At 71.2% G+C, this 11,853-nt stretch carries 10 protein-coding genes and 1 pseudogene; 7 read left to right on the top strand and 4 right to left on the bottom strand.

The annotated features are described in order from the left end of the window. Positions 1-10: 10 nt before the first annotated feature. Together B9H04_RS07555 and trxA are read left to right on the top strand one after the other, a co-directional pair. Complete coding sequence (locus B9H04_RS07555; RefSeq protein WP_049931409.1) at positions 11-1,636, top strand: cobyric acid synthase; 1,626 nt, start codon at positions 11-13, stop codon at positions 1,634-1,636. 57 nt (positions 1,637-1,693) lie between these two features. After that, positions 1,694-2,179 carry a thioredoxin gene (gene trxA, locus B9H04_RS07550; RefSeq protein WP_049931408.1) on the top strand — a complete coding sequence of 162 codons (486 nt, stop codon included), beginning with the start codon at positions 1,694-1,696 and terminating at the stop codon, positions 2,177-2,179. A gap of 21 nt (positions 2,180-2,200) precedes the next feature. Here the strand turns inward: trxA and B9H04_RS07545 are convergent, their stop codons facing one another. Continuing rightward, the gene (locus B9H04_RS07545; RefSeq protein WP_049931407.1) at positions 2,201-2,896 is read right to left on the bottom strand and encodes a helix-turn-helix domain-containing protein; all 696 of its coding nucleotides are present in this window, start codon (positions 2,894-2,896) and stop codon (positions 2,201-2,203) included. 187 nt (positions 2,897-3,083) lie between these two features. On the opposite strand from B9H04_RS07545, the gene B9H04_RS07540 reads away from it, so the two are divergent. The 3 genes from B9H04_RS07540 (at position 3,084) to B9H04_RS07530 (ending at position 8,101) form a co-directional block, all read left to right on the top strand. Continuing rightward, a complete protein-coding gene (locus tag B9H04_RS07540) occupies positions 3,084-4,010 on the top strand; it encodes a hypothetical protein (RefSeq protein WP_049931514.1) in 927 nt (308 codons plus the stop codon). A 188-nt stretch (positions 4,011-4,198) separates the two neighbouring features. Beyond that, positions 4,199-6,292 (top strand): formate dehydrogenase subunit alpha, encoded by a 2,094-nt coding sequence (gene fdhF / locus B9H04_RS07535; protein WP_049931406.1) that lies wholly within the window; start codon positions 4,199-4,201, stop codon positions 6,290-6,292. Positions 6,293-6,406: 114 nt separating this feature from the next. Continuing rightward, on the top strand, positions 6,407-8,101 hold the full coding sequence (locus B9H04_RS07530; RefSeq protein ID WP_249025098.1) for a globin-coupled sensor protein: 1,695 nt from the start codon (positions 6,407-6,409) through the stop codon (positions 8,099-8,101). A gap of 58 nt (positions 8,102-8,159) precedes the next feature. Here B9H04_RS07530 and B9H04_RS18625 read toward each other — a convergent pair whose 3' ends face one another. Together B9H04_RS18625 and B9H04_RS07525 are read right to left on the bottom strand one after the other, a co-directional pair. Further along, positions 8,160-8,330 carry a hypothetical protein gene (locus B9H04_RS18625; RefSeq protein WP_155120035.1) on the bottom strand — a complete coding sequence of 57 codons (171 nt, stop codon included), beginning with the start codon at positions 8,328-8,330 and terminating at the stop codon, positions 8,160-8,162. Between the two features lie 83 nt (positions 8,331-8,413). Continuing rightward, entirely contained in the window at positions 8,414-8,719 is a 306-nt protein-coding gene (locus tag B9H04_RS07525; RefSeq protein ID WP_049931405.1) for a MazG-like family protein, read from the bottom strand. Between the two features lie 126 nt (positions 8,720-8,845). Between B9H04_RS07525 and npdG the strand changes: the two genes are divergently transcribed. Continuing rightward, the gene (npdG, locus tag B9H04_RS07520; protein ID WP_085682580.1) at positions 8,846-9,514 is read left to right on the top strand and encodes an NADPH-dependent F420 reductase; all 669 of its coding nucleotides are present in this window, start codon (positions 8,846-8,848) and stop codon (positions 9,512-9,514) included. A 212-nt stretch (positions 9,515-9,726) separates the two neighbouring features. Beyond that, positions 9,727-10,569, top strand: a complete 843-nt coding sequence (locus B9H04_RS07515) for a polyprenyl synthetase family protein (RefSeq protein WP_049931403.1) — start codon at positions 9,727-9,729, stop codon at positions 10,567-10,569. Positions 10,570-10,605: 36 nt separating this feature from the next. Here B9H04_RS07515 and B9H04_RS07510 read toward each other — a convergent pair. Then, positions 10,606-11,169, bottom strand: a pseudogene (locus B9H04_RS07510) (multicopper oxidase domain-containing protein); the annotation flags it as partial. Positions 11,170-11,853 lie beyond the last annotated feature (684 nt).

The following is an 11,853-nucleotide window of genomic DNA, read 5'->3' as shown; positions in this document are numbered from 1 at the left end:
CCGCGCGACCGTGACCGACGCCGGCGCGGACGAGGGCGGCGGGGCCGAGGCGGACCCGGAGAGTGACGCCGACACGGTGCTGATCGCGGGTACCGCGAGCCACGTCGGCAAGAGCACGCTGGCGGCCGGGCTCTGCCGACTGCTCGCGCGGCGCGGCGTCTCGGTCGCACCGTACAAGGCCCAGAACATGAGCAACAACGCGCGGGTCGCGCTCGCCCCGGACGGCGAGTGGGGCGAGGTCGGCGTCTCCCAACACGTCCAGGCCCGGGCGGCCGAGACCGTGCCGACGACCGACGTGAACCCCGTCCTGCTCAAGCCGCGCGGCGGCGGCGAGAGCCAGGTGATCGTCGACGGCGAGGCGGTCGCGAACGCTCCGGCGTCGACGTACTACGACGACCACTGGGCGACCGCCCGCGACGCCGCGGTCGCCGCCCACGAGCGCCTCGCGGCCGACCACGACGTGATCGTCGCCGAAGGCGCGGGGAGCATCGCCGAGATCAACCTCCACGACCGCGACCTCGCGAACGTCGAGTGCGCGCGGTTCGCGGACGCGGCGATCCTGATCGCGGTCGACATCGAGCGCGGCGGCGCGTTCGCGAGCCTCTACGGGACCCTCGAACTGCTCCCCGACGACCTCCGCGAGCGCGTGTGCGGCGCCGTGATCACGAAGTTCCGCGGCGACCCGGCCCTCCTCGAACCCGGGATCGACGAGATCGAGGCCCGAACCGGCGTGCCCGTCGTCGGCGTCGTCCCGCACGACGACCCGGGGCTCCCGGCGGAGGACAGCCTCTCGCTGCCCGACGCGGCGACCGCCGAGGACGGAAGCGGTGGCGGCGGGACCGGTAGCGGCGGCGTCCTCGGCACCGACGACGGCGTTCCGGACGACGAGGCCGTCCGGGTCGGGGTCCCGCGGCTGCCGCGCATCTCGAACTTCACCGACCTGGAGCCGCTCGCGCGCGAGCCGGGAGTCCGCGTCGCCTACCTCCCGCTCGACGCCGCGCTCGACGGGGTCGACGCGGTGGTCCTCCCGGGGTCGAAGAACACCGTCGACGACCTGCTCGCACTCCGCGAGGCCGGCTTCGACGGCGCGCTGCGCGCGTTCGACGCCCCCGTGGTCGGCGTCTGCGGCGGGTACCAGCTGCTCGGCGAACGGCTCCTCGACGCGGCCGTCGAGGGCGTCGGCGACCGCGAAGCGGTTCCGGGGGTCGGCCTCCTGCCAGTCGAGACGCGGTTCTCGACGGAGAAGCGCGTCGAGCGCGTCACCCGGGCGGTCGACGGCGTCGGCCCGATCGCCGGCGCCGAGGGGCGCGCGACGGGCTACGAGATCCGCGCCGGGCGGACGCGGGTCCTCGACGACGGGGAGCGGGACGCCGCGGCGACGCTGCTCGCGACCGAGCCGCTCGGTGCCGAGGGCGTCGCCACCGACCGCGTCCTCGGGACGTACCTCCACGGACTCTTCGAGACGGCGGCCGTGCGCGACGCCTTCGTCGAGACGGTCTTCGCGAGCGCGGGCCGGACGCGCCCGGACGCGACGACCGCCGACCGGTCGCCGTACGAGCGCGCGGCCGACCTCGTCGCGGACCACGTGGACCTGGCCGCCGCCGGGCTCGACGAGCTCCTCGGGTCCGCGGAGTGAGGCGACGGGGGATCCGAAGGCGGAAAGTATATTGTCCTAAACACCCAATACTGGCGCATGAGCGACGCCGCCGAAGCGAACGAATCGACGGGAGACGACGCGAAGACCGAGCGCGAGCGGATTCGCGAGCAGAAGCGCCGAGAGCTGGAAGCGCGCCTCGGCGACGGCGACGCGCTCGACGAGGGCGCCGGAACCGAGACGGGCGACGGCGGGGCGGCGACCCCGGACGAGCCGATCCACGTGAACGGACCGGACGAACTCCAGCGCACGGTCGACGAGCACGACGTCGTCCTCGTGGACTGTTACGCCGACTGGTGTGGCCCCTGTCAGATGATGGAGCCCACGATCGAGGCGCTCGCGGCCGAAAGCGACGCCGCGATCGCCAAGGTCGACGTCGACGCGAACCAGGCGGTCGCCCAGCAGCTGGGCGCGCGCAGCATCCCGACGCTCGTCCTGTTCGCCGGCGGCGAGGCGGTCGACCGGTTCGTCGGCGCGCAGGACCGGGCGACGCTCGAATCCGCGATCAACGAACACGCCGCCTGACGCGGCGGGGGAGCAGAGCCCTCAGTTCTCCGCGAGCGTCTCCTCCAAGAGCTTCCGCTGTGCGGTCGCGAGGTGCTCGGCGAACGTCGAGGGAGAGATGTCGAGCGCGTCGGCGACCGCGCTCGCGTTGGCGTCGCGGGGGCGTTCGAAGTAGCCCATGCGGTAGGCGGTCCGCAACACCTCGCACTGGCGATCGGTGAGGCGGCCGCGGTCGACGAGGGTCCGGTCCGACACCTCGTCGCCGCGCGCCGACCCCTCGACGAGGTAGCGGACCTCGACGCGCTCCGCCGTCCCGTCGAGCGCCGAGACGATGTCGCGCAGGCGTTCGAGGTCGGGGAGGTGGAGCGTCAGGAGGAGGACGCCGTCCTCGGCGCGGGCGTCCGCGATCGGGCAGTCGAGCTCCTCGATTATCCGGCAGGCGCACGCCCCGTCGCGCGGGCGGTCGTACCGGTACACCCGCTCGTCGCCGAGGTCGACGACCGAGGTGGGCGTCGGGACCCCCTCCGCGCGGTCGACCGCGTCCGGGTCGCGGGCGCGGAACTCCTCGGTGTGCGTGTCACCCACGTGCGTCCAGTTGACGCCGGTTATCGGTCCGTCGTGGACGGTCGACGCGGCGACGACCGGACACCCCTCGGTCCCGTGGATCGCGACGCCGGCGCGAACGCCCCCGTGCGCGGCCGCGACACCGTCGTCCGCCGGCTTCCCTTCGGTTCCCATCAGATCGGGGTTAGCACGACGGGTACAAATGCCTGATCCACGATACACCGGTCCCGTGACCGGGTCTCGCAGAGAACACCCGCAATACTGAGGGCCGGTCGGTATCGGTCCGCGCCCCGGAGTCGCAGCCGTGACACGAGCGATCCACGCACTCGGAGCGATCGCCCTGGCCGGCGCCGGGGGCGGAATGAGCGTCGCGGCGGCCGCGGGGTTGGCCGGCGGCGCCGGAGGCGGACCGAACCTGCTGGCCGGCGCGGTCGTCCTCGCGGTCGGCGCGGTGAGCCTCGGCGCCACCGTCGCGAGGGAGACCCGGGACGCGCTGCGGACGGACGGCTTCGGCGTCACGCGGACCGACCTCGGCAACGCGACCGCCGTCGCCGCCGCGGCGCCGGTCACGTACGCCCTCTCCGTGCGGGTGGGCGTCGGCGCGGTCGTCGCGTCCGCGCTCGTTGGGCTCTGCGCGCACCTCCTGACCGAGACGTACGGCGCCCCCGCCTACTGCGGTTCGTTCGTCGGGATGGCGACCCCCGCGGCCGACGCCGAACTCGGGTCGGTGGCCGCCGCCGGCCTCGTCGCCGCCGGCGTCTTCGTCGCCGCCAAGCGCGCGTTCAACGGGTTCGGCGGGAAGCTCGGCACGACGGCGTTCGTCGGCTGCCTGTCGGTGGCGGCGCTCGGCGGGCTGACTCCCGGCGCGGGGACGGTCCCGGAGCCGGCCGTCGCGACGGGGCTCGTCGCCGCGGCGGCCGTCGCCGCGCCCGTCACGTACCTCGTGAGCGTTCAGCTCGACCACGGCCCGGTCGTCGCCTCCGCCGTCGTCGGGCTCGCGGCCGGCCTCGTCTGTCCGCCGCTGTTCGCCGCGGGCGACGCGGTCGCTGCGGTCGCCTTCTGCGCGTCGTTCGCCGGGATGGCCACCCCGGAGCGGATCCCCGGGCCCGGCGCGATGCTGTTGGCCGGCGGGACAGCCGGCGTGGCGTTCGTCGGCGCGGCGCCGTACTTCGTCGGCTTCGGCGGGAAGCTCGGCACGATCGCGTTCGCTGCCTGCCTCGTGACCGCGGGCGCCCTGTCGCTCGGCCGCCTGCTCGCGCCGGCGGGGAGCGACGCCGTGACCGGGTGACTCGCCGCCGCGTCGGGGGGCGCGAAGACGGCGGACGAACACCGTCGACCGGCGCGAGAGGCGGGCGGACATCGAGGCGAGGGGACGGATACCGAGACGGGAGGGCCGGCACCGAGACGAGAGGGTAATTAAAACACCACGCTACGCCGGGGGTGTTCGGAGGGTGCTGGGGCTCCTACGTGGGACCGATGCCCGATCCGACCGAACGGAGCTTCGAGTCGAGCCCCACCGTCTGTCCGTTCTGCGGCGTCGGCTGCCAGATCGAGTACGCCGACCGCGGCGGCGCGACCGGCGTCGAGGGGGCGGTGAACGCCAAGGGAGAGATCTGCCCGAAGGGGGCGGCCGCGTTCGACGTGGTCGACCACGAGGACCGCCTGACGGAGCCGCTGGTCCGACACGACGGGCACTTCGTCACCGCGCCGTGGGGGGAGGCGCTCGACCGCGTCGCGAGCGGAATCGGGCGCGTGGTCGACGAGCACGGCCCCGACGCCGTCCAGTTCTTCGCGTCGTCGAACTGTACGAACGAGGAGAACTACGTCCTCCAGAAGCTCGCGCGCGTCCTCGGGACCAACAATGTCGACAACTGCGCGCGGCTCTGTCACTCCTCGACCGTCGCGGCGATGAGCGAGCGGTTCGGGGCCGGCGCGATGACGAACACGCTCGACGACCTCCGGGAGACGGACTGCCTGTTCGTCAACGGGGCCAACCCGGCCGAGCAACACCCCGTGGCGTTCCGGTCGTACCTCCTCCCGGCGATCCGCGACGGCGCGACGCTGGTCCACGTCGACCCGCGCGCGAACGACACCACCGAGGCGGCGGACGTCCACCTGCCGCTGCGCCCCGGCACCGACATCGAGGTGGCGAACGCGGTCGCGGCGGTCCTCGTCGAGGAGGACCTCGTCGACGAGTCGTTCCTCGACGAGCGCACGACCGGGTTCGACCGCCTTCGCGGCCACCTCGCCGGCGTGGACGTCGCCGCGAACGCCGAGGCGGCCGGCGTCGACCCGGGGGCGATCCGGGAGGCCGCCCGGGCGTACGGCGAGGCCGACCGCGCCGCGATCGTGACGGGGATGGGGACGAGCCAGCACCGCTGCGGCACCGACAACGTCCACGCCCTGCTCAACCTCGCGCTGCTGACCGGCAACGTCGGCCGCCCCGGGACGGGCGTGAACCCGCTGCGGGGCCAAAACAACGTTCAGGGCACGAGTGACGTTGGAGGACTGCCAGGCGTGCTCCCCGGGTACGAGCCCGTGACGGACGCGGCCGCCCGCGAGCGCGTCGCCGAGGTGTGGGGGGTCGAGCCGCCGGCGGAGCCCGGCCTCACCGAGGTGGAGGCGACCCACCGGTTCGGCGACGAGGTGCGCGCGGCGGTCGTCTTCGGCGAGAACCCGGCCGTCACCGAGCCGAACGCGACGGCGGTCGCGTCGGCGTTCGACGACCTCGACTTCTGCGTCGTCATCGACCTGTTCGAGACGGCGACGGCCAAGCACGCGGACGTGGTCCTCCCCGGGAGCGCGTGGGCCGAGAAGGCCGGGACCGTGACGAACACCGACCGGCGCGTGATGCGGATGCGGCCGAACGCGGACCTGCCGGGGAACGCGCGACGGGACTTCGAGATCCTCACCGACCTCGGCCAGCGGCTGACCGACCGGCCGGACGCGTTCGACCACGACGGCCCGGAGGCGGCCTTCGAGGAGCTGACCCGCGTCGCCCCGATCTACGAGGGGATGAGCTACGCGGAGATCGGCGGCGGCTACCAGCGGTGGCCGTTCTCGGCGAGCGACGGGGCCGGCACCGACGTGTTACACGCGGAGACGTTCGCGACGGGCGAGCGCACCGCCCCGCTCGCGGTCGTCGACCCGGTCCCGCCCGCGGACGAACTCGACGCCGGCGAGCTGACGCTGACGACCGGTCGCGTGATGCAGCAGTTCAACAGCGGGGCGCTCAGCCGGCGCTCCGACCGACTCGTGGCGATGCGGGGCGAGGACGCGCTCCAGATCCACCCGGCGGACGCCGCCGATCGCGAGATCGAGGACGGCGACCGAGTGACCGTCTCGAACGAGCGCGGGAGCGTCGAGGTCGCCGCCGAGGTCACGCCGGCGGTCCGCGAGGGCGTCGTGTTCTGTACGTTCCACTACCCGGACCCGCTCGCGAACGCGCTGACGGGCGACGCGCTCGACCCGGCGGCGAAGATCCCCGAGTTCAAGCACTCGGCGGTCGCGGTCGAGCCGGTCGCCGAGGGGGACGCGCCCGCGGAAGGCGACGCGGCCGGCGCCGACTGAACGGGCGCCGACGCGGGGTCGGCCGTCCGTCGCGGATAGGCGGCACGAATCGCCGGTATCAGCCGTGAGACCTGGGGGTGGCCGTTTATATAACCCAAGCGGAGAGGTCTCAGCATGGCTACATCGGGAGAGTACGGCCGGCACGACTTCGGTCAGGGCGGCTTGAACGACGGGCTCGACGTGGGTGAGCTGGTCGACGAGATCGGTCTCGACGGGGACGAGATCGCGTGGCGAAAGGAGTTCGTCGGCTTCGACGCAGAAGACGAGCGGCGACTGAGCCGGTACGAGGACGCGTTCGCGGAGAACGCGGAGCAGATCGCGGACGACTTCTACGAGAACCTCACCGAGCACGAGCAGACGACCGCGGTGATCGCCCGGTCCGACAAGGGGCTCGAACAGCTCAAGCGGACCCAGTCGGCGTACCTCGTGACGCTCGCGGGGGGCGAGTACGGGACGGAGTACTTCGAGGACCGGGCGCGGATCGGCAAGATCCACGACATGCTGGAAATGCCGATGAAACACTACATCGGGCAGTACGGCGTCTACTACGACCTGATCCTCCCGCTTATCGGCGACCGGCTCGTCGACTCGCTCACCGACCGGCTGGCCCCCGACGACGGCGGGACGGTCGACGACGAGACCGCGGCGGCGGTCGAGGCGGAGGTCGACGACGCGATCGAGGACCTGCTCTCCGTCCTCCGGATCGTCAACCTAGACATGCAGGTCGTCACGGACACGTACATCCACTCGTACAGCGAGAAGCTCTCGGCGGCCGTCGAGCGGAACGAGGAGCTGATGGCGGAGGTGGAGGCGGAGGTCGAAGACCCGATCAGCGACCTCCGCGAGTCGGCGGGCGACGTCGCCGAGAGCGCCGCCGAGGTGGGCGACGCGGCCGAGGAACAGTCGCGGCGGGTCGCCGAGGTCTCCTCTGAGGTCGCGAACCTCTCGGCGACCGTCGAGGAGGTGGCGTCGACGGCCGACGAGGTCGATCGGACGAGCAGCCGGGCAGAGGCCCTCGCGGAGGACGGCCGTGACGCGGCCGACGACGCCGCGTCGGCCATGGACGACATCGGCGACGCGGTCGACGAGGTGGCGGCCGACGTGGAGGCGCTTCAAGAGCGGGTCGAGGAGATCGACGAGTTCGTCGACGCGATCGACGGGATCGCCGACCAAACGAACCTGCTCGCGCTCAACGCCTCGATCGAGGCGGCCCGGGCCGGCGAGGCGGGTGCCGGGTTCGGCGTCGTCGCCGACGAGATCAAGTCGCTCGCGGAGGAGTCGCAGGGGCACGCGAGCGACATCGAGGCGATGGTCGACGGCATCCGCGCCGACACCGAGGAGAGGGTCGAGAGCCTCTCGGGGACGACGGTGCGAGTCGACGAGGGGAGCGAGCGCGTCGGCGACGCGGCGGAGAGCCTCACCGACATCGCCGAGGCAGTCACCGAGACGGCCGACAGGATCGACGAGGTCTCCGACGTGACCGACGAGCAGGCCGCGGCCGCCGAGGAGATCGCCGCGACGATCGACGGGGTGGTCGAGCAGTCGAATCAGATCTCGGAGCGGATGGGAGAGCTCGCGGAGGAGAGCGAGTGCCAGTCCGCGGCGGTCGAGGAGGTCGAACGCAGCGTGCGCCGGCTGTCCGCCGACGGCGGCGACGACGGATTCCAAGCGGCGTCGGTGACGGACGGCGGCCGGTCGATCCCGGCGGGGCTGCCGGAAGGGATGCCGGAGTTCGTGATCGACCGCCTCTCCGACGAGGAGTTACAGGCGATCGCGGCCGGCGACCTAGAGATGGACGACCTTCGGTGAGCCGGTCGGCGTGACCGGCGCGTCGGAGGCGCAGGAGTCGCGGCCCGAGCGGTCGGACTCAGGGGACGAAGTACGCGTCCGGTCCTCGAACGCCGGAGAGCTCGCGGAGCGCGGGGGCGCCGCACCGGTCGCAGGCGTCCGGCTCCGCAGCGGCGTCGGCCCGGGCGAACACCGTCTCGCAGGCGTCGCAGGCGACGTAGCGGAGCGCGAGCGACGGGGTGTCGGTCATGGGCGGGGTAGGCGGCCGACGCACTTGAACCGACGCCCGGGGCGGGTCGGTCTCGCCCGGACCCGGCATCGCCGGTCGGGTCACTATTGCCCGGACCCGGCGTCGCCGGAGGACGCGATCCGCGCCTCGTACTTCGCCAGCGACTCGTCGAGCGCCTCGGCGGCGTCGGCGTCCGCCGCCTCGGCGAGCGCGAGCAGCGCGAACAGCGCGTCGCCGATCTCGTCGGTCGCGATCGCGGCGGCGTCCGGCTCGCTTCCGTAGTCGGTCGAGGTCGCCACCTCCTTGGCGATCTCGCCGACCTCGCTCTCGAGGTCGAGGACCCGGTGCGCGAGGTCGGTCTCTAACCCGTGCTCGGCGACGAAGGCGGCGACGCGGTCCTGCTCGTCCATACGCGTGGCCTCCCTCGCCTCGGTAAAGAATCCTCCCGCTTCGGTCGCCCCGAGACCGCGGGCTTCGGTGGTGGCGAGGACGGCCGGTCGCGCAACCCCTAAGACGCGAGCGACCCCAGTGTGCGTATGCGAAGCGCGATACTCGGCGGCACCGGCGACATCGGCGAGGGGCTCGCGCTCCGGCTGGCGGCGGACACCCCGCACCGGATCGCGGTCGGGTCGCGGGAGGCCGAGAAGGCCGAGACCAAGGCCGAGGAGTACACGACCGAACTGGAGAGCCGCGGGCTCGACGCCGCGGTGACCGGCGGGGAGAACGCCGCTGTCGCCGCCGACGCCCGCGTCGTCGTCCTCGCGGTGCCGCCGTATCACGTCGGCGACACCGTGGAGGCGGTGGCGGGGTCGCTGGACGACGGCGACGTGCTCGTCTCGCCCGCCACGGGGATGAAACGCGACGACGAGGGGTTCCACTACCACAAGCCCGGCGCGGGCTCAGTGACCGCGATCGTCGCCGACGCGGCGCCGGAGGGCGTCGCCGTCGTCGGCGCGTTCCACAACCTCGCCGCCGCGCGGCTGGCGAACCTCGACGCCGACCTCGGCGTCGACACGCTCGTCCTCGGCGACGACGAGGACGCGAAGCGAACGGTCGCGGACGTCGCCGAGGGGATCGAGGGGCTCCGCGCGCTCGACGCGGGCGGGATCGCCAACGCACCCGAGATTGAGGCGCTGACGCCGCTTCTGATCAACGTCGCCTCGAACAACGACGGGCTCAACGACCTAGGCGTTCGGTTCCAGTAGGACCGGAGGCGGACCGTCGCCGGGCGCTATGACGAACGGATGACCGCCCGCGGATCGGCGGCGAACGCCGCCGGAGTCCCGGCTCGGCGGTGAGGTTCCGAGGCCGCGAACCACGGGAGAGATCCCCGGGCGAGTGTCGGCGCAGTCGTCCGGATCTCCGCCGGCACGGCGTTCCGTTAGGCCTTTGCGCGCCGGGGCCCTCCGGGCGGTAGATGGAGTACTTGCAGCGTCGGGTCGGGCTGGTCGAAGACCGGATCGAGTCGGTCATCGACGACGTCGAGCCCGAGGAGCTGTCCGGTGAGGTGGGGCACGTCGTCCTCGCGGGCGGCAAGCGCGTCCGCCCCGCGGTGACCGTCCTCGCCTGCGAGGCGTTCGACGGCGACCCCGAGGAGGCGGTCGACTTCGCGGCCGGTATCGAGTTCGTCCACAACGCCTCGCTCGTGATCGACGACATCATCGACCGCTCCGAGGTCCGCCGCGGCACCCCCGCCGCGTGGGCGGAGTTCGGCTACGGCCCGGCGATCATCGCGAGTGACGGCCTGCTCGGCGAGGCGTTCGCGCTGTTCTCCGCCGAGCCGCGCGCGATGCGCACCGTCGCCGAGGCGATGGTCGAACTCGGCGAGGGCGAGGCGACCGAGCTCGCCGCGCGCCCGACCAACGAGGCCGAGTACATGGATCTGGCGCGCCGGAAGACGGGCGCGCTGTTCCGCGCCGCCGCCGAGTTGGGCGCGGTCGCGGGCGGCGCCGACCCCCACGCGATCGACTCGTTCGGCGAGTACGCGGAGCGCGTCGGCGTCGCCTTCCAGATGCGCGACGACGTGTTGGACGCCACCGCCGACGCCGACGACCTCGGCAAACCGACCGGACAGGACGCTGAGATGGACCGCCCGAGCGTCCTCCAGGTCACGTCGCTGTCGCCCGAGGAGATCAACGAGCGTGCCCGCGCCGAGTCGGAGCGCGCGCTCGCCGCCCTCGACGACGCCGATCCGCCCGAGACCGAGGCGATCGAGTACCTGCGCGACCTCGCAGAGTTCGTCGTCGTCCGCGAACGGTGATCGGAAGAGAGCGTTCGTGCGGTCAGATCCCGGCGCTCAGATCTCGTACTCCGCTTTCTCCATGAGGTCCGCGAACACCTCGGTCCCCATCGCCTCCTCGTAGACGATGGCAGTGAGCATCCCGCCGGGGTAGACGCCGCCGTTCTGGACGTGGTCCACCTTGTGGCAGTGCATCGGGTAGATGCCGGGGTCCGCGTCCGCCGCGAACTCGACGGTGTACCGCTCCGCGGGCGCGACGTTCACCACGTCCTCAGGTAATTGCAGTACTTCGGGGTACGGCGCGCCGTCCTTCTCCACCGTGCGGAACCGGTGGTTGTGCGTGTGCATCGGGTGCGACATGAACCCCGCGTTGACCAGGTGGAGCCGCACCGTGTCGCCCTCGCTGACGACGACCGGCGAGCCGTGGTCGGGGTTGAGCGTGTACGGCGCGACGCGGCCGTTGATCGTGAACGCGTCGGGGCGACGGTCCTGAACGTCGTAGCTGACGTCCGCGCCGCCGTACGACCGTGAGAGCCGCGTGTCCCAGTCTTTCAGCGTCATGAACTGCTCGACGTCGGCTTCCTCGTACCCCTCGGGGTCGATCCGGAGGATCCCGTACATCCGCAGATAGATTACATAGAATATGAGTAAGACCAGAAGGGTTGGAACATTGATACCTTTCTGCGCGCTCTGTGTAAGTTACCCCACCACAGAGATTTCTCATTTCAGCTGAGAAATGATCGAAAGGAATTACAGACAGAAACTCATCTGAGAGAGGAGCTAAAACGAACTGACAGAACTCGTGTTAGATTTGAGGGGGGTTGTCTGTAGCTCGGAGTATCTCAAAATCAAATCGCTTGTGAGGCTTCTGTGCGCTTCTAAGAGCATGAGGCTTTGGAGAGAATCAACTCAGACTCGACTGTGGGTGACTGTGGGTGACTGTGTGGATTCTTTGGGTGGTCCATGACCCAACCATCATCGAGAATTAAGATCGTTCTAAGCTCCTCATACTCGCCGTGCGTATGAATACGATAGTCGCATGATCTCCCGATTTGTGGATGTGTGCGATAGAACCGAACGGGCCGTATAGATAAACGGCCTTAGAGGCGTCTAAACTAACTCTATCGACATTAAACGCATTGAGGGGAGAGAAATACCCGCCGACTCAATGCGTCGAAGCTTGCCAACCCTCGCACAATAGTAATTCTGTGTTTTCCTTACGGTGCGGAGGGAAAACCTCGGACAATACATATCGAGGGATCATTACTACATATAATATATACAGCGTTGCGGAATGGGCACGTA

Origin of the sequence: Halorubrum ezzemoulense DSM 17463 (assembly GCF_002114285.1) — an archaeon.
Taxonomy (GTDB): domain Archaea; phylum Halobacteriota; class Halobacteria; order Halobacteriales; family Haloferacaceae; genus Halorubrum; species Halorubrum ezzemoulense.
This window is presented reverse-complemented; position numbering and strand designations above follow the sequence as displayed.

Excerpts from the sequence above, each read along its gene's own strand:
- trxA (WP_049931408.1), top strand. The coding sequence starts at position 1,694 with ATGAGCGACGCCGCCGAAGCGAACGAATCGACGGGAGACGACGCGAAG.
- B9H04_RS07545 (WP_049931407.1), bottom strand. The coding sequence starts at position 2,896 with ATGGGAACCGAAGGGAAGCCGGCGGACGACGGTGTCGCGGCCGCGCAC.
- B9H04_RS07540 (WP_049931514.1), top strand. The coding sequence starts at position 3,084 with ATGAGCGTCGCGGCGGCCGCGGGGTTGGCCGGCGGCGCCGGAGGCGGA.
- fdhF (WP_049931406.1), top strand. The coding sequence starts at position 4,199 with ATGCCCGATCCGACCGAACGGAGCTTCGAGTCGAGCCCCACCGTCTGT.
- B9H04_RS07530 (WP_249025098.1), top strand. The coding sequence starts at position 6,407 with ATGGCTACATCGGGAGAGTACGGCCGGCACGACTTCGGTCAGGGCGGC.
- B9H04_RS18625 (WP_155120035.1), bottom strand. The coding sequence starts at position 8,330 with ATGACCGACACCCCGTCGCTCGCGCTCCGCTACGTCGCCTGCGACGCC.
- B9H04_RS07525 (WP_049931405.1), bottom strand. The coding sequence starts at position 8,719 with ATGGACGAGCAGGACCGCGTCGCCGCCTTCGTCGCCGAGCACGGGTTA.
- npdG (WP_085682580.1), top strand. The coding sequence starts at position 8,846 with ATGCGAAGCGCGATACTCGGCGGCACCGGCGACATCGGCGAGGGGCTC.
- B9H04_RS07515 (WP_049931403.1), top strand. The coding sequence starts at position 9,727 with ATGGAGTACTTGCAGCGTCGGGTCGGGCTGGTCGAAGACCGGATCGAG.